Genomic DNA, 14,651 nt, shown 5'->3' with positions numbered 1-14,651 from the left:
GCCCGTCGCAGCCAACGCAGCGGCAGCGGTGCGCGTTCAGGCCCCAACGGGCCGGTCGCGTATGGCGATCCAGCCATAGACCAGCCCGGCGACCGCTCCGGCAAGGAAAAGCAAGGCGGTCACCCGTCCCTCGACGGCGAGGTTGCGCGCGGCGAGGGAGCCGGACGCGCCCCGCATGAGCCAGGGCACGAGGGCGGTAGCGAGCCCCGTGCCGACGGAATAGGCCGGAGCGCTGCGCAGATTCATCGCCTCGCCGATAAGCGCCATGGCCACGGGCGGCAGCACCAGCAGAATGAAACCGGCCCTGGCCAGCCCGGCGGCAAGGACGAGGATCACGTCGGGTCCGATCCCGGAGGCGAGATCGGTCATGCCCTGCAGGAAACCGAACAGGCCGATCCGGGTCAGCGCTTCGCTGGAGACCGGATCGAGCAGGATGGCGGCGACGAGCACCAGGGCCCCGCAGGGAATGGCGAAGCACAGGGCGAGGCTCGCCCAGATCAGGCGGCCGAGGAACCGCATGGGACGCGCTCAGCCTTCGTCGTCATCGGCCCCGGCATAGACGCCCTCGGCGCCGATCCCGTCTTCCAGCATCATCCGGGCGCGGGCACGCAGCTTCTCGGTCTCGCTCTTGAGCTGGCCGCAGGCGGCGAGGATGTCGCGACCGCGCGGCGTCCGCACCGGCGACGCATAGCCGGCCTCATAAACGATCTCGGAGAATTGCTCGATCCGCTCCCAATCCGAACATTCGTAGATGCTGCCGGGCCAGGGGTTGAACGGGATCAGGTTGATCTTGGCCGGGATGCCCTGGAGCAGCCGCACCAACTCGCGCGCATCCGCATCGGAATCGTTGACGCCCTTGAGCATCACGTATTCGAAGGTGATGCGGCGGGCATTGTTGAGGCCGGGATAGTGGCGGCAGGCCGCGAGCAGTTCGGCCAGGGGATACTTGCGGTTCAGCGGCACCAGCGTGTCGCGCAGGTCGTCCCGCACCGCGTGGAGCGAGATCGCCAGCATGGCGTGGGCCTCCTCGCCGAGCCGCTGCATCTGCGGCACGACGCCGGAGGTCGAGACGGTGATGCGTCGGCGGGAAAGGCCGAGGCCCTCTTGGTCGGACATCACGCCCACCGAATCGATGACGTTGTCGATGTTGTAGAGGGGCTCGCCCATGCCCATGAAGACGATGTTTGTGACGGCGCGGCGGGTCTCGTCCTCGCCGGCAGCCACCGGGTTCTGGCCGACCCAATCGTTCAGCCGGTCCCGGGCCACCACCACCTGCGCGGTGATCTCGGCGGCGGTCAGGTTGCGCACGAGGCGCTGCGTGCCCGTGTGGCAGAAGCTGCAGGTGAGGGTGCAGCCGACCTGAGACGAGACGCAGAGGGTGCCGCGCCCACGGCCGGGAATGTAGACGCACTCGATCTCGGCGCCGCGATTGTGGTCGTGCTTGCCGGTGGGCGCCATGCGCAGCAGCCACTTGCGGGTGCCGTCGCGGGAAATCTGCTCGGTGACGACCTCCGGCCGCTCCAGGGTGTAGGCCCGCGCCAGATCGGCCTTCAGCCCCTTGCCGACATTGGTCATCTGGTCGAAATCGGTGGCGCCGCGCGCGTTGAGCCAGTGCCAGAGCTGGCCCGAGCGCATGCGCTGCTCGCGCTCCGACACGCCGATGGCGGCCAGACGCCCCTTCAACTCCTCGCGGGTGAGGCCGATGAGGGACGAGCGGCCCGGCGGAACGGCGTCCGGCTGGAACTCGGGTAGCTTCTCGATTGCGGCCACGACGCTGTCGTCGCGGCCGGCGGTGTCGACCGACGCCGTCGCCATGGATCACTCAACCTTCGGACTTGGAATCGGTCCGATATAGGCGATCCCGCACCGGAACGCGAATGCGTCCCGATGCGTGCACGGAATGGCGGGGTCTACTGCGCGGGTTTGGGCTCGACCGGAGGTTTCGCTTCGGCGGGCGGGGAGCCCGCGCCCATGGGAAGCAGCACGTTCTTCACGACATTGCCCTCGGGGCCGTACTCGCCGGCCACCGCGAGGCAGGCCTGCTCGCGGTTCAGCTGCATCTGATTCGACATCAGCGCGAAGATCGTCTGGACCTTATTGCCGAAGGGTCCACGCGGACCGACATCGGCGGCGCTGACATTCTGCTTCTGCAGCAGGGCATCGAATTGTTCGACGCCGATCTGGTAGCCGCAGACATTGGCGGCGGCGAAGATGTAGGCGGCGAATTCCAGGGCACGGGGCGGAGGCGCGTTGCGGATCTGGGCCTGTGCAAGAGTCGGTGCGAGCAGGACGGCCGCAAGGCACAGGGTGAGAACGGGTTTCAGGCGCATGGACGGCGTTTCCTCGGGAGTATTCTTGGGGCGGCGCGGTTTCTTACGATCCGCTTATGCTGCCCATCCGAGATAGACTGCCGGGCCGTCCTGTCAAAGCGACCGTTTCACCGCGTCAACCGAGCGACCAGTCGATAGGGGAAAGGCCCCGGCTTGCCAGCCAGGCATTGGTCTCATCGAAAGGCCGCGTGCCCGGGAAATCCCGCAGCCGGTTGAGCGGAGAGGGATGTCCGGTCTCGATCACCCCGCATCGTTCGCGGTCGATCAGTATTGCCCGCGCGCGAGCTTGTGCGCCCCAGAGCAGAAAGATCGCGGGGGTCGGGCGGGCCGAGACGGCCGTCACGGCCTCGTCGGTGAGGGCGGACCAGCCGTAGCGCAGGTGCGCGCCGGACTTGCCGGCCTCCACGGTGAGCGCCGAGTTCAGGAGCAGCACGCCCCGTCTTGCCCAGGGCGTGAGATCGCCGCTCGCCGTTGCGCCCGGCAGTTCGGCGAGGATCACCTTGAGGGAGGCGGGAAGCCGGCGGGGGCCGACATAGGAGAAGGCGAGGCCGTTGGCATCGCCGGGCGTCGGGTAGGGGTCCTGCCCGAGGATGACGACCTTCACCGCTTCCAGCGGTGTCAGGGTAAGGGCACGGAAGACCGCATCGGGGGAGGGCAGGACGCTCGCCCCTTGCGCGATCCGTTCGTCGACCCGCGCGCAGACGGCCTCCGCCGCCCCACCGGAGAAGAACGGCAGCGTGAGCCAGGACGAGCCCGAGGCACGGAACTCGTTGAGGGCGAGGCTCAGCGGGCCGGGCGCCGTCACCGGATCACGATCCGGCCGCCATCGGGGACGGAGAGGGGGTCATGCCGGGCGATATAGGCCATGACCTCGTTGGCCACGAGCTTGCCATCCGTGGCGCCGATGAGGGTGCGTCCATCGGCCAAAAGGCCGTAGCCGTTACCGCCATCATAGAGGAAGTTGTTGGAGGCCACGGTATAGGTGCGCGTCTCGTCGAGGGGCTGTCCGTCCACGAGGATGGACTGGATCCGGTGTCCCGCCCCCGCCCCCGGATCCACCGTGACGACGAGACCCGAGACTTGCGGAAAGCGACCCGCCGGACGTCCGAGATCGGTCAGAGCCGATTCCAGCAGGGCCCGCACCTGGGCGCCGGTCAGGGAGACCAGAACCGTGGTGTTGCCGAAGGGCAGTTCGGTGAGGATGTCGCGCCGGGTCAGCACGGTGCCGGCCGGATAGAGCCGGTTGCCGCGAATGCCGCCGCCATTGGTGATCGCGATCTCCGCCCCCGTCGCCGCCCGGAGCGCATCGCCGACGAGGTTGCCGAAGCTGCCTTCGCGGAGGCGCACGGTCGAAATGCGGCTGTCGAGGGGCGCGCTGATCGTCCCAACCGGCACGTCGAGTTCCTTCGCCAGCCGCGCCTCGAGCCGCTGCGTCAGGGCGAGGGTCTCGGGATCCGGCGTGACGTCGGCGGTGTCGTGGATGCGGAAGGTCGGGTGCCAGGACAGGGTCCGGGCCTTGCCCGCGCCCTTTACCGTCACGGCGATGTCGATGGCGGTGACGTAGCGCGCATCGAAACTCGATTCTGCCAGCAGGCTGCGCCCGTCATACTGCACGATGAGGTCGTGGTCGTGGCCCGAGAGCAGGATGTCGACGATCCGTGCCGCCACGATGGCCTCGTCGGTGACGCGCGCCGTATGGCAGATGCCGACGATGAGTTCGGCCCCCTCGTCCCGAAGGGCCTGGGCCGCCGCACGCAACGTCTCGATCTCGGGACCGAAGACGAGGTCGCCGGATTGCGATTTCTCCGGCGTGCTGGCGAGGGCGATGCCGACGATGCCGACCAGAATCCCGCCGAGCGTCACCATCATCCGGTCGCGGATCCCCTTCAGCGGCTTGCCGTCCGCACCGCGCAGATTGGCCGCGAAGACCGGAAAGGCCGCCTCGCCCATGCGCTGGGCGAAGGTCGTGGGCCCGAAATCGAATTCGTGGTTGCCCGGAACGAAGACATCCGGCGGCGCGATGTTCAGGAGTTCGACGATATGCGCGCCGCGATCGAACCCCGACATCAGCGACGGGGACAAGGTGTCTCCGGCATGGGCGTAGAGCATCGGCACGCCGCGCGCCCGCTCCGCCTTCACCACAGCGTTGAGGCGGGCGAAACCGCCACGGCCCTCGACCTCGGACATCAGGTAGATGTCGTTGACGAGGAGGAGCGTGAAGGTCGGTTCGATCGCCCCGGCACGGGCGGGCGCGGCCAGGCCTGCCGCGAGACCCGCCCCGAGACCGAGGCTCAGGGTCTGACGACGGGTAGGACGAGGCATCGCGACAGGTCTCCGAAGGGCCGGGCGATCGAGATTCCACCCGTCGTCAGTGTGGACGCGATCGATGAAGCCGCTGCAACATCGGGAAGCCAATCCCGGCATCAGGCCGGAACGTGGAGTTCAACGCGAGGCGAAACCGTCGCGCACCGCCTTGGCGTTGCGGCGGAGCATCGGCCAGATCCAGGCGCCGGAGACGAGATAGGCGGCGGCCGGCGTGCCCTTGAGCTCGACGACGAGACGCTCGGCGAGACCCGGATTGGCGAGTTCGCCCACGGGGGAGTCGGTCTTGCGGTAGACCACGGTGGTGTCCTCGCGCCAATATTCGGGATGCGGGACGAGGCCGGCCCGGCGGGCGTTGAGGTCGAAGGTCTCGCGCACGAAGCCGTGGACATGGGCGAAGTGGAAACGCTCGTGGGGCGGCTTGCCGGTGGCGGCCATGTTGGGCACCGCCGCGTAGATGACGCCGTCGGGCTTCAGCCAGCGCGACAGGCGCTCCATCACCACGGCCGGATCGCGCAGGTGCTCGAACACGTGATGGGTCGAGATCACGTCGAAATGTCCGGCGGGGAAGCGTCCGTCGTCGGCGTCGTCCAGGACCTCGACCTTGTGATGCTCCCGAGCATAGGCGGCATAATCGCGACCGGGCTCGATGCCGATGGCCTCGCAGCCCTTGGCGCGGGCCGCGGCCAGGAACTCGCCCGAGCCCGAGCCGAAATCGAGAACCCGCGCGCCGGGCTTCAATTTAGGCGCCAGCAGGTCGGCGCGAAAGGTCGCTTCACGGGCCGAACGGTTGAGGTGGTGGCGCGGCGGACCACCGGCGAAGGCGAGCTGGTAATCGGCCCGGTAGGCATGGGCGTAATAATGCGCCAGCTCGTCCGGCGTCGGCATCGGGTCGGTGCGAATCAGGCCGCACTGGACGCAAGCGACGGATTTCAGGGTCTTCAGGCGCCGGTCGGTCTCGGCCACCGTCACCGTCTCGGCCGATCCGCACAGATTGCAGACCGTCGGTCCCCCCTTATAGGGGTAGCCGGTAAACGGCATGAAGTGGTTGAAGAAGTACCGGGGAGACGGCATGTCGCGCCTTCATTGACGAGATGGTCGCTGGCAGGTCTCGTGCTCTAGATAGATATGCTGCGCCAGACAACTGCGCCACGAAGACCGCTTTGACAAACCGCGCCCTGCCGGGGCGCTCGGGAACCCGATGAACGAACGCGTCGAACCGACGTCCCTCAAGGACATCAAGCCGTTGCAGACCAACTCCTCCGCGACCGCCAGCCTGCCCTCCGACCACCCGCCCGTTCTCTGGGGCCGGGTCGGCGTGCTCCTGATGAATCTCGGCACGCCGGAGGGCACGAGCTACTGGCCCATGCGCCGCTATCTCAAGGAGTTCCTGTCGGATCGCCGCGTCATCGAGGTGCCGCGCTTGATCTGGTGGCCGATCCTCAACCTCATCATCCTCACGAAGCGCCCCGGTCCGAAGGGCCGCGACTACGCCTCCGTCTGGAACAACGAGCGCAACGAGGGTCCGCTCAAGACCATCACGCGGGGCCAATGCGAGCGCCTGCAGGCGGCGATGGGTGATTCCGTCGTGGTCGACTGGGCCATGCGCTACGGGAAACCGGAGGTCTCCCTGCGCATCCAGGCGCTCCTCGACCAGGGCTGCGACCGCATCCTGCTGGTGCCGCTCTACCCGCAATACGCCGCCGCCACCTCGGCCACCGCCTGCGACCAGGCCTTCAAGGCGCTGATGCAGATGCGCTGGCAGCCGACCGTGAGGGTCTCGGCGCCGTATCACGACGACCCCGTCTACATCGAGGCCATGGCCACCTCGATCCGCGAAGGCCTCGCCAAGCTCGATTTCGAGCCTGAGGTGATCCTCACCTCGTTCCACGGCGTGCCGAAGAGCTATCTCCTCAAGGGCGATCCCTACCATTGCCAATGCGTGAAGACGGGTCGTCTCATCCGCGAGGCCCTGGGCTTCTCGACGGAACGGATGCGCACGACCTTCCAGTCGCGCTTCGGCAACGAGGAATGGCTCAAGCCCTATACCGACGAGACCGTGCAGACCCTCGCCAAATCCGGCGTGAAGCGCATGGCCATCGTGGCGCCGGGCTTCACCGCCGACTGCCTCGAGACCCTGGAGGAGCTCGACGGCGAGAACCGCCATTATTTCGAGGACAATGGCGGCGAGCGCTTCGCCTACATCCCCTGCCTCAACGACAGCGATCTCGGGATGAAGGTGATCGAGAACGTGGTCCGCCGCGAGCTCCAGGGCTGGCTCTGAAAAACCGCAGTATCCGTTCGTCGAGAGCGGATGCGGTTGATGGTCGCCAAGAGCGGACGCGGTTGATAAAGGACGCGGCATCAGGCGGCGGGTGAACCATGACGAGACCGGAGGCAGTCGATCCGATCGACACCGTGCGAGCGGATGAGGGAACGCGGCTCCTCGCGCATTTCTCGCAAGGCGGCTACGGCCCGATGACGCCCGCCGTGCTCCAGCCGGTGGAGCCGTTCCTCGAACTTTCCGGCGAGGACATCCGCCGGCGCATCTTCGTGACACAGGACGCGTCGGGCGCGGAACTCTGCCTGCGGCCGGAATTCACCATTCCGGTCTGCCGCCAGCATCTGGCGCGTGGCGTGGGTGCCACCGCCGATTACAGCTATCTCGGCCCGGTCTTCCGGCTCGGCTCCGGCGAGGCGGAGGAGTTCCTCCAGGCCGGCATCGAATCCATCGGCCGCACCGACATCCCGGCGGCGGATGCCGAAGTGCTCGGCCTCGCCCTCGAAGGCCTCGACCTGCTCGGAGCCGGAGAGGTCTCGGTGAGGCTCGGCGACATGGGCGTCATCGACGCGCTACTCGATGGGCTCAATGTGCCGCCGGCCGCCAAGCGGCGGACGTTGCGGGCACTCGCGGCGGGCCGCTCGCTGGACGACGTCACCACCGTGGCGAGTGTGGAAGACCCGCATGCCGGGTTGCTGGCGGCGATCCAGGGACAGGATCCCAAGGGCGTGCGCGCCTTCGTCGAGGATGTGCTGTCCATCGCCGGCATCTCCCGCGTGGGTGGACGCAGCGCCGGCGAGATCGCGGAACGCTTCCTCGCCAAGGCCTCGGCCCGAGCCAATGGCGGTGCCGGGCTCAACGCCGAGAACCGCGCCGTCGTCGAGCGCTACCGCGCCATCTCGGGCGATCCGGATCAGGCCGCCCGGTCCATGCGCGAGCTCGCCGCCTCGGCGGGCGTCACCTACGCGCCGCTGGAGGCCGCCCTCTCCCTGTTCGAGGAGCGGACCGGCTTCATGGCCGCGCACGGTCTCGACGTGGAGCGGTTCCGCTTCTCGGGCAGCTTTGCCCGCAACCTCGATTATTATACCGGCTTCATCTTCGAGGTGACGCGGGAACACGGCGCCGCTCCCCTCGTCGGCGGCGGTCGCTACGACGGCCTGCTCCAGCATCTGGGCAGCCCCACGCCGATCCCGGCCGTGGGCTGCGCCGTCTGGCTGTCCCGTGTCCTCACGTCGGAAGGATCGTCCCGTGGCTGAGACCGTTCCGACTCCCCAGGCTTCGCAAGACGCGGGCGAAGGCCCCCTCGTCCTCGCCGTCCCCTCGAAAGGGCGCCTGCAGGAGAACGCTTCCGCCTTCTTCGCCCGGGCGGGGCTGAAACTCGCCCAAGGCGCGGGCGCGCGCGACTATCGCGGCAAGCTCGTCGGCGTGCCGGACGTGGAGGTGCGCTACCTCTCGGCTTCCGAGATCGCCAACCAGCTCGCCAGCGGCAGCGCCCATCTCGGCGTCACCGGCGAGGATCTGATCCGCGAAAGCCTTCCCGATGCGCGCGGCCAGGTCGAGTTGCTGACGCCGCTGGGCTTCGGTCAGGCCACCGTCGTCGTCGCGGTGCCGCAGGCCTGGATCGACGTCCGCGCCATGACCGATCTCGACGAGGTCGCGGCCGAACTGCGCATCCGCCACGGGCGTCGCCTGCGCATCGCCACGAAATACGTGAACCTGACCCGGCGCTTCTTCGCCGAGCACGGCGTCGCCGATTACCGCATCGTCGAGAGCCTCGGCGCCACGGAAGGCGCCCCCGCCTCGGGTTCGGCGGAGATCATCGTCGACATCACCACCACGGGAGCGACACTCGCCGCCAACGCCCTCAAGATCCTCGACGACGGCATCATCCTGCGCTCGGAGGCCAATCTCGTCGCTTCGCTGACCGCCCCCTGGGGCCAGAGCCAGAAGAAGGCCCTGCGCACCGTGCTCGGCCGGATCGCGGCGGAGGAGCGCGCCCGCCTCACCCGCGAGATCCGCGCGGCGATGCCGGCCGACGGCGATCTGGACCTCGCCGGGATCAGCGCACTGCACGATGCGCAACTGCCCTACGGCGTGCCGGAAAACCGGAGCGCCGAGATCGTGCTCCACTGCCCGGTGGACGCTACGTTCGACCTCGTGGACGATCTCGTGAAATCGGGAGCGAGCGCGGTCAGCGTCAGGCGGATCGATTACGCCTTCGGCCCGGACAACCCGCTGATCGACCGGCTGCTCACGCGGCTGGGCTGAACCTCTGTGGGGCCCGCTTCCTAAAGCGGCCCCTGCTTGGCAAACTCCGAAAAGACGCCGCGCAGGGTCTTCAGGCGGGCCTCGTAGGCCTTGGTCAGGCACGTGACATCCGCCGCGCAGCTGCGCCGTTCCTGCAGCCAGGCTTCCTGGTCGTCGCGCAGCTTGGCATTTCCGCCCATGGGCAGCAGCCCGCGCAGGATCTCGAATCGGACCGCCATCTCCACGTCGAGATCGTTGAGGGGGAGATGGCCGCAGATCGCCTTCTCGTCGGGCGTTTCCGCCTTCTCGCACGGGAAGCTCGCGGCCTCGGCGCCGGATGCGGCCAGCATCAGTGCGGCGGCACCCCACGAGACCCGGAAGCGATGCGATGCGATCATGATCCGAATCCCGGCTTGACGATGACGAGGATGACGATGGCCACCATGAGGAGCGTCGGAACCTCGTTGACCATTCGGTAGAAACGGTGATTCCGCGCGTTCCGGTCGGCCGCGAAATCCTTGACCATCCGCGAGAACCAGCCGTGGCAGCCGCTCATGGCGAGCACCAGGGCGAACTTCGCCTGCATCCAGCCCGAGGCGTAGAACCCGCTCTGCCAGACGAGGAACAGGCCGAGCAGCCAGGTGACGATCATGGCCGGGTTCATGATCGCCTTCATCAGGCGTCGTTCCATGACCTTGAACGTCTCGGACTGCGCGGAGGAGCCAGCTCCCTCGGGCAGGGACGCGTGGTAGACGAAGAGGCGCGGCAGGTAGAGCAGCCCCGCCATCCAGGAGATGACGGCGATGACGTGGATCGCCTTGATCCAGGGATAGAGCGTGTCGACCATGGTCCGAGGTCAGCGCCGCAATCTGGCGAGCATCCGCTCCACATGGGCGATCGGCGTCTGTGGGGTGATGCCGTGGCCGAGGTTGAAGATGTGCGGCAGCCCTTCCGTCGCCTCGAGCACCCCGTCCACGGCCGCGTCGAGGGCCTCACCGCCCTCGATCAGCGTTTCGGGGTGGATATTGCCCTGGGTCACGGTGCGGGGCGCCACGGCACCGCGCAGGGCCTTCAGATCGACGCTCCAATCGACGCCGACGGCGTCCGCCCCGGTCTCCGCCATCACGCGGGCATGGCCTTCGAGGCCCGAGCCCCGGGCGAAGACGATGATCTTCGCGCCCGGCACGCGTGCCCTGACCCCATCGACGATGCGGGCGATGGGAGCAAAACTCCAATGCTGGAGGGCGTCCTCCGTGGCACCCGGCGCCCGCGGCAGCGAGCCCGCATGGGATTCGAAGATCTGGACCGCATCAGCGCCGGCTTCGAGCTGGCGCGACAGGTACTCGATCTGCACCGAGACCAGGCGGTCGATGAGTGCTTCCACCAGGGCGGTCTCGGTATCAGCGAGCGCGCGGGCGGGAGCGAGGTCGGGCGTGCCGCGCCCGCCGATCATGTAGCTCGCGACCGTCCAGGGACCGCCGCAGAACCCGAGAAGCGTCGTCTCGGCCGGCAATTCGGAGCGCAGGCGCCGGACGGTCTCGAAGACCGGCTCCAGGTGCTGGAAGATGCTCGGATCGTCGGCCTGTTTCAGGCGGGCGAATTCGTCCCGGCCATGGACCGGGTCGAGACGCGGGCCTTCCCCTTCGACGAAGCGGACATTCTGCCCGAGGGCGTCCGGCACGACGAGGATGTCGGAGAAGAGGATCGCCGCGTCGAAGCCGAACCGCCGGATCGGCTGCAGGGTCACCTCGGTGGCGAAATCCGGATTGTAGCAGAGGTCGAGAAAGGAGCCGGCCCTGGCCCGGACCTCGCGATATTCCGGAAGGTAGCGCCCGGCCTGCCGCATCATCCAGGCGGGAGGGATCCGGGACGGTTTGCCGTCGAGAACCTGAAGCAGCGCACGATCGGTGCCGTCACGTCGAGTCATCCGCGTATCCGCCCGGTCCATCTTGTTGGGGAGAGACCCTCCCTTTGGAACAGAGCTATGACGTCCCTGCCCCTTCTCGGGAAGATGTTTTGCCGAGGGACGTTGTTTTACCGCAGGACGTCCCCGCTTCTCCGATGCCCACTTCCGAAAGCCCTGTTCCCTGCGAGAGCCTCTGAAGGTGGCCGAAAATCCCTGTCCCCGTCCCGTCTATCTAATAAGAAAAGAGAGATTCTAGGACTCTGTTTTTTCTTTTAGACGGGGGATGACGGGACCGCGAACTTGTCCACACCCCATCCCCGCGCCACCGCCGTTAACGGGGCTTTAACGGGTTCGCGCTAACTTTCGAGAACGGGAAGTCTAATCAGCGACTTGCGCGCCGTGATGGGTCCCCCGTGCCCGAACCCTCCCTGAATCTCCCAAACCGGGATCGGGACGAGGGTTGATGATCTGCATGTTGACGCGAGAGTCGACAACGCGGGGGAAGGTTCCGCCCCCGGCCCTCACAAGGGTGCTTTATCCCCACCTGTCGACTCCGGCTCTCAGGTGTGGTGGATAACCCGGAGATCCCTCACGCCCGTCCGCCGGCCTGGGATGGGAATTTCCGATGAGTCGCAGCTACTTCCACCTCCATCTCGTGTCGGATTCCACCGGCGAAACCCTCATCAATGTGGGTCGCGCCGCCGCCGCCCAGTACGAGGGCGTCTCGGCCATCGAGCATGTCTATCCGCTGGTGCGATCCTCGGCCCAGCTCGAACGGGTGATCTCCGAGATCGAGGCGGCGCCGGGCCTCGTCCTCTACACCCTCGTCGGGCACGACCTGACCGAGCGTCTGGAAGCGGCCTGTCGCGAGACCGGCTCGCCCTGCCTCTCCGTGCTCCAGCCGGTCCACGCCTTGCTGCAATCCTATCTCGGCGCGGAGACGACGGCCCGGCCGGGGGCGCAGCACATGCTGAACGCCGAGTATTTCAAGCGCATCGACGCGATGAACTTCACCCTCGCGCATGACGACGGCAACCTGCCCTTCGACATCGACGAATCCGATGTGATCCTCGTGGGCGTCAGCCGGACCTCGAAGACGCCCACCGCGATCTATCTGGCCAATCGCGGGCTGAAGACCGCGAACTTCCCCCTCGTGCCGGGCATGCCGGTGCCGCCCAATCTCGAGAATGCCCGCAAGCCCCTCGTTGTCGGTCTGCTGGCGAGCGCGGAGCGGATCGTGCAAATCCGGCAGAACCGCCTGCTGAGCTTGAAGGCGGATGACACCTCGCTCTATGTCGATCGCGACGCCGTCGCCGACGAAATCGCCGCTTGCCGCAAACTCTGCAACCGGCATCGCTGGCCGACCATCGACGTCACGAGGCGGTCCATCGAGGAGACCGCCGCCGCGATCCTCGATCTCCACCGCGAGCACCGGCTCAAGTTCCTCGTGGCGTGAAACGCGAAGCGAGATCCGTCATGACCCGCCTCTGGCTGCCCGAACGCCCGCTCGTCCTCGCCTCCGGCTCGCCGACGCGCAGGCATCTCCTCGAAGCCGCCGGCCTCGACGTGGAGGTCGTGGTCCCGAATGTCGACGAGCGCGGCATCGAGGCCGATTCAGGCCCCCTCGCCCCCGCCGATCTCGCTCGCCGACTGGCCCTGGCCAAGGCACGAGCGGTCGCGGAAAAGGCCCGAGACCGGATCGTCCTGGCCGCGGACCAGGTTCTCGCCTGCGAGGGGGAGGTGTTTCACAAATCCGCCTCCCTCGACGCGGCGAAACATCAGCTGAGCCGGCTATCCAACAGGACCCATTCTCTGCATTCCGCCGCCGCCCTCATCGTACCGGGACGGGAGCCGGATCTCCTCCACGACGAGGCCCGTCTGACCATGCGGGATCTGAGCGCGTCCGCCATCGACACCTATCTGGCGATCGCCGGGCATGAGCGTGTCACCGGCACGGTGGGGGGATACCAGCTGGAAGGCCTCGGCCTCCATCTGTTCGCGGACATCGAGGGCGCCCATGCCACGATCCTCGGCCTCCCGCTGACCGGATTGCTCGACCGGTTGCGCAGCCATGGCTGCCTTGCTTTCTGATCCCGAACGCCCCGCGAGACCCCTTCATGATCAAAGCCTTCGTCGTCGGTCATCCGATTGCCCATTCTCGGTCGCCGATGATCCACGGACACTGGCTCTCGACCCTTGGGCTCGACGGGTCCTACGAGCGGATCGACGTGGCGCCGGAGGATTTCGAGGTCTTCCTGCACGGCCTGAAGGCTGCCGGGTTCGCCGGCGGAAACGTGACCCTGCCGCACAAGGAAGCGGCCTTCGCCGGAGCCGAGGTGCTGACGGCGTCCGCCCGGCGGATCGGCGCGGTCAACACGCTCTCCTTCGACGGGCAGGGCCGTCTCGTGGGCGACAACACCGATGCCGTCGGCTTCACCGCCCATCTCGACGAGACCCTTGGACCGGACTGGCTCGGCGCCGATGCGGGAGACGTCGTGATCCTCGGAGCGGGAGGAGCGGCACGGGCCGTCGTCGCGGGCCTTCTCGACGGTCCGGCGAACCGCATCCGGGTTGCCAACCGCACGCGCTCGCGGTCCGAGGCCATCGTGGAACTCGACCCTTCGCGTGTGGAGGCCATCGACTGGGACGGGCTCGACGATGCCCTCCGCCGCGCGCGGCTTCTCATCAACACCACCTCCCTCGGTATGACCGGCAAGCCGCCCCTCGACATCGCCCTCGATCGTTTGCCGGCTGAATGTGCCGTGGCCGATATCGTCTATTCGCCCCTGGAGACGCCGCTTCTCGAGGCAGCTGCAGTGCGAGGGCATCGCGTGGTCGACGGGCTCGGCATGCTGCTGCATCAGGCCGTGCCGGGTTTCGAGCGCTGGTTCGGGACCCGTCCCGTGGTCACACCGGAACTGCGTGCCCTCATCGTCGCCGATCTGGTCGCGAAGCGGTGAGCCGGCCGTTCATCCTCGGCCTCACCGGGTCGATCGGCATGGGGAAATCCACCACCGCCTCCCTATTCGCCCGGCGCGGCGTCCCGATCCATGACGCGGATGCGGCGGTGCGGCGCCTCTACGCCGCGGGTGGAGCCGGCGCCCGCCTCATCGCAGACCTGTTCCCCGACGCCATCGCGGAGGACGGCTCCGTTGACCGCACGCGCCTGCGGGACCATGTGCTCGGCCGGCCGGATTTTCTTAGCCGGCTGGAAGCCGCGATCCATCCCCTCGTCCGAGGAGAGGAACAGCGCTTCCTCGACGAGCATGCCGACGCTTCCCTGGTGATCCTCGACATCCCCCTCCTGTTCGAGACCGGCGGAGAGGCGAGATGCGATGCGGTTCTGGTGGTGACGGCGGATTCCGAGGTTCAGCGGCAGCGTGTGCTGGCTCGTCCCGGCATGTCCGAGGCGGCTTTTGCCGCGATCCTCGCCAAGCAGATGCCCGATGCCGACAAGCGCGCCCGCGCCGACTTCGTGATCGATACGGGGCTTGGCCTTGCTGGTGCCGAAAATCAGGTGGACGCTCTCATCCAACGCCTCGTCGGCGCAGGCACGGCCTGACCG

The 14,651-nt window shown here is 67.6% G+C and carries 16 protein-coding genes; 7 read left to right on the top strand and 9 right to left on the bottom strand.

Annotated elements, in window-relative coordinates:
- Positions 1-36: 36 nt before the first annotated feature.
- The 6 genes from ASF26_RS03225 to ASF26_RS03200 all read right to left on the bottom strand — a co-directional run bounded on the left by ASF26_RS03225 (position 37) and on the right by ASF26_RS03200 (position 5,726).
- The gene (locus tag ASF26_RS03225; RefSeq protein ID WP_056249406.1) at positions 37-519 is read right to left on the bottom strand and encodes a hypothetical protein; all 483 of its coding nucleotides are present in this window, start codon (positions 517-519) and stop codon (positions 37-39) included.
- Positions 520-528: 9 nt separating this feature from the next.
- Positions 529-1,815 carry a 23S rRNA (adenine(2503)-C(2))-methyltransferase RlmN gene (gene rlmN, locus ASF26_RS03220; RefSeq protein WP_056249402.1) on the bottom strand — a complete coding sequence of 429 codons (1,287 nt, stop codon included), beginning with the start codon at positions 1,813-1,815 and terminating at the stop codon, positions 529-531.
- Positions 1,816-1,910: 95 nt separating this feature from the next.
- Positions 1,911-2,330: a hypothetical protein gene (locus ASF26_RS03215; RefSeq protein WP_056249399.1), complete on the bottom strand. Its 420-nt coding sequence runs from the start codon at positions 2,328-2,330 to the stop codon at positions 1,911-1,913.
- Positions 2,331-2,445: 115 nt separating this feature from the next.
- The gene (locus tag ASF26_RS03210; protein ID WP_056249396.1) at positions 2,446-3,135 is read right to left on the bottom strand and encodes a uracil-DNA glycosylase; all 690 of its coding nucleotides are present in this window, start codon (positions 3,133-3,135) and stop codon (positions 2,446-2,448) included.
- Positions 3,132-4,652 (bottom strand): bifunctional UDP-sugar hydrolase/5'-nucleotidase, encoded by a 1,521-nt coding sequence (locus ASF26_RS03205; RefSeq protein WP_056249391.1) that lies wholly within the window; start codon positions 4,650-4,652, stop codon positions 3,132-3,134. The genes ASF26_RS03210 and ASF26_RS03205 overlap by 4 nt, the downstream gene beginning before the upstream one ends.
- A gap of 120 nt (positions 4,653-4,772) precedes the next feature.
- The gene (locus ASF26_RS03200) at positions 4,773-5,726 is read right to left on the bottom strand and encodes a class I SAM-dependent methyltransferase (protein ID WP_056249388.1); all 954 of its coding nucleotides are present in this window, start codon (positions 5,724-5,726) and stop codon (positions 4,773-4,775) included.
- A 127-nt stretch (positions 5,727-5,853) separates the two neighbouring features.
- Here ASF26_RS03200 and hemH point away from each other — a divergent pair, with 127 nt between their 5' ends.
- The 3 genes from hemH (at position 5,854) to hisG (ending at position 9,201) form a co-directional block, all read left to right on the top strand.
- Positions 5,854-6,936, top strand: a complete 1,083-nt coding sequence (gene hemH, locus ASF26_RS03195; RefSeq protein ID WP_056249385.1) for a ferrochelatase — start codon at positions 5,854-5,856, stop codon at positions 6,934-6,936.
- A 98-nt stretch (positions 6,937-7,034) separates the two neighbouring features.
- Entirely contained in the window at positions 7,035-8,189 is a 1,155-nt protein-coding gene (locus ASF26_RS03190) for an ATP phosphoribosyltransferase regulatory subunit (protein ID WP_056249382.1), read from the top strand.
- Positions 8,182-9,201 (top strand): ATP phosphoribosyltransferase, encoded by a 1,020-nt coding sequence (gene hisG / locus ASF26_RS03185; protein WP_056249374.1) that lies wholly within the window; start codon positions 8,182-8,184, stop codon positions 9,199-9,201. Before ASF26_RS03190 ends, hisG begins: the two co-directional genes overlap by 8 nt.
- A gap of 20 nt (positions 9,202-9,221) precedes the next feature.
- Here the strand turns inward: hisG and ASF26_RS03180 are convergent, their stop codons facing one another.
- The 3 genes from ASF26_RS03180 to hemE are packed head-to-tail and all read right to left on the bottom strand — an operon-like array spanning position 9,222 to position 11,107.
- A complete protein-coding gene (locus ASF26_RS03180) occupies positions 9,222-9,578 on the bottom strand; it encodes a hypothetical protein (RefSeq protein ID WP_056249370.1) in 357 nt (118 codons plus the stop codon).
- Positions 9,575-10,027 (bottom strand): protoporphyrinogen oxidase HemJ, encoded by a 453-nt coding sequence (gene hemJ / locus ASF26_RS03175; protein ID WP_056249367.1) that lies wholly within the window; start codon positions 10,025-10,027, stop codon positions 9,575-9,577. Before hemJ ends, ASF26_RS03180 begins: the two co-directional genes overlap by 4 nt.
- A 9-nt stretch (positions 10,028-10,036) precedes the next feature.
- Complete coding sequence (gene hemE, locus ASF26_RS03170) at positions 10,037-11,107, bottom strand: uroporphyrinogen decarboxylase (RefSeq protein ID WP_156462841.1); 1,071 nt, start codon at positions 11,105-11,107, stop codon at positions 10,037-10,039.
- A gap of 604 nt (positions 11,108-11,711) precedes the next feature.
- Here hemE and ASF26_RS03165 point away from each other — a divergent pair.
- The 4 genes from ASF26_RS03165 to coaE are packed head-to-tail and all read left to right on the top strand — an operon-like array spanning position 11,712 to position 14,648.
- A complete protein-coding gene (locus ASF26_RS03165) occupies positions 11,712-12,542 on the top strand; it encodes a pyruvate, water dikinase regulatory protein (protein WP_018045933.1) in 831 nt (276 codons plus the stop codon).
- A 20-nt stretch (positions 12,543-12,562) separates the two neighbouring features.
- On the top strand, positions 12,563-13,177 hold the full coding sequence (locus ASF26_RS03160) for a nucleoside triphosphate pyrophosphatase (protein WP_056249356.1): 615 nt from the start codon (positions 12,563-12,565) through the stop codon (positions 13,175-13,177).
- A gap of 26 nt (positions 13,178-13,203) precedes the next feature.
- Positions 13,204-14,046 carry a shikimate dehydrogenase gene (locus ASF26_RS03155; protein WP_056249352.1) on the top strand — a complete coding sequence of 281 codons (843 nt, stop codon included), beginning with the start codon at positions 13,204-13,206 and terminating at the stop codon, positions 14,044-14,046.
- Positions 14,043-14,648 (top strand): dephospho-CoA kinase, encoded by a 606-nt coding sequence (coaE, locus tag ASF26_RS03150; protein WP_056249348.1) that lies wholly within the window; start codon positions 14,043-14,045, stop codon positions 14,646-14,648. Before ASF26_RS03155 ends, coaE begins: the two co-directional genes overlap by 4 nt.
- The last annotated feature ends 3 nt before the right edge of the window (positions 14,649-14,651 follow it).

The sequence above is a fragment of the Methylobacterium sp. Leaf93 genome, assembly GCF_001422345.1.
Lineage (GTDB): Bacteria > Pseudomonadota > Alphaproteobacteria > Rhizobiales > Beijerinckiaceae > Methylobacterium > Methylobacterium bullatum.
This window is presented reverse-complemented; position numbering and strand designations above follow the sequence as displayed.

Coding starts and splice junctions, on each gene's coding strand:
- ASF26_RS03225 (WP_056249406.1), bottom strand. CDS start 519: ATGCGGTTCCTCGGCCGCCTGATCTGGGCGAGCCTCGCCCTGTGCTTC.
- rlmN (WP_056249402.1), bottom strand. CDS start 1,815: ATGGCGACGGCGTCGGTCGACACCGCCGGCCGCGACGACAGCGTCGTG.
- ASF26_RS03215 (WP_056249399.1), bottom strand. CDS start 2,330: ATGCGCCTGAAACCCGTTCTCACCCTGTGCCTTGCGGCCGTCCTGCTC.
- ASF26_RS03205 (WP_056249391.1), bottom strand. CDS start 4,652: ATGCCTCGTCCTACCCGTCGTCAGACCCTGAGCCTCGGTCTCGGGGCG.
- ASF26_RS03200 (WP_056249388.1), bottom strand. CDS start 5,726: ATGCCGTCTCCCCGGTACTTCTTCAACCACTTCATGCCGTTTACCGGC.
- hemH (WP_056249385.1), top strand. CDS start 5,854: ATGAACGAACGCGTCGAACCGACGTCCCTCAAGGACATCAAGCCGTTG.
- ASF26_RS03190 (WP_056249382.1), top strand. CDS start 7,035: ATGACGAGACCGGAGGCAGTCGATCCGATCGACACCGTGCGAGCGGAT.
- ASF26_RS03180 (WP_056249370.1), bottom strand. CDS start 9,578: ATGATCGCATCGCATCGCTTCCGGGTCTCGTGGGGTGCCGCCGCACTG.
- hemJ (WP_056249367.1), bottom strand. CDS start 10,027: ATGGTCGACACGCTCTATCCCTGGATCAAGGCGATCCACGTCATCGCC.
- hemE (WP_156462841.1), bottom strand. CDS start 11,107: ATGACTCGACGTGACGGCACCGATCGTGCGCTGCTTCAGGTTCTCGAC.
- ASF26_RS03165 (WP_018045933.1), top strand. CDS start 11,712: ATGAGTCGCAGCTACTTCCACCTCCATCTCGTGTCGGATTCCACCGGC.
- ASF26_RS03160 (WP_056249356.1), top strand. CDS start 12,563: ATGACCCGCCTCTGGCTGCCCGAACGCCCGCTCGTCCTCGCCTCCGGC.
- ASF26_RS03155 (WP_056249352.1), top strand. CDS start 13,204: ATGATCAAAGCCTTCGTCGTCGGTCATCCGATTGCCCATTCTCGGTCG.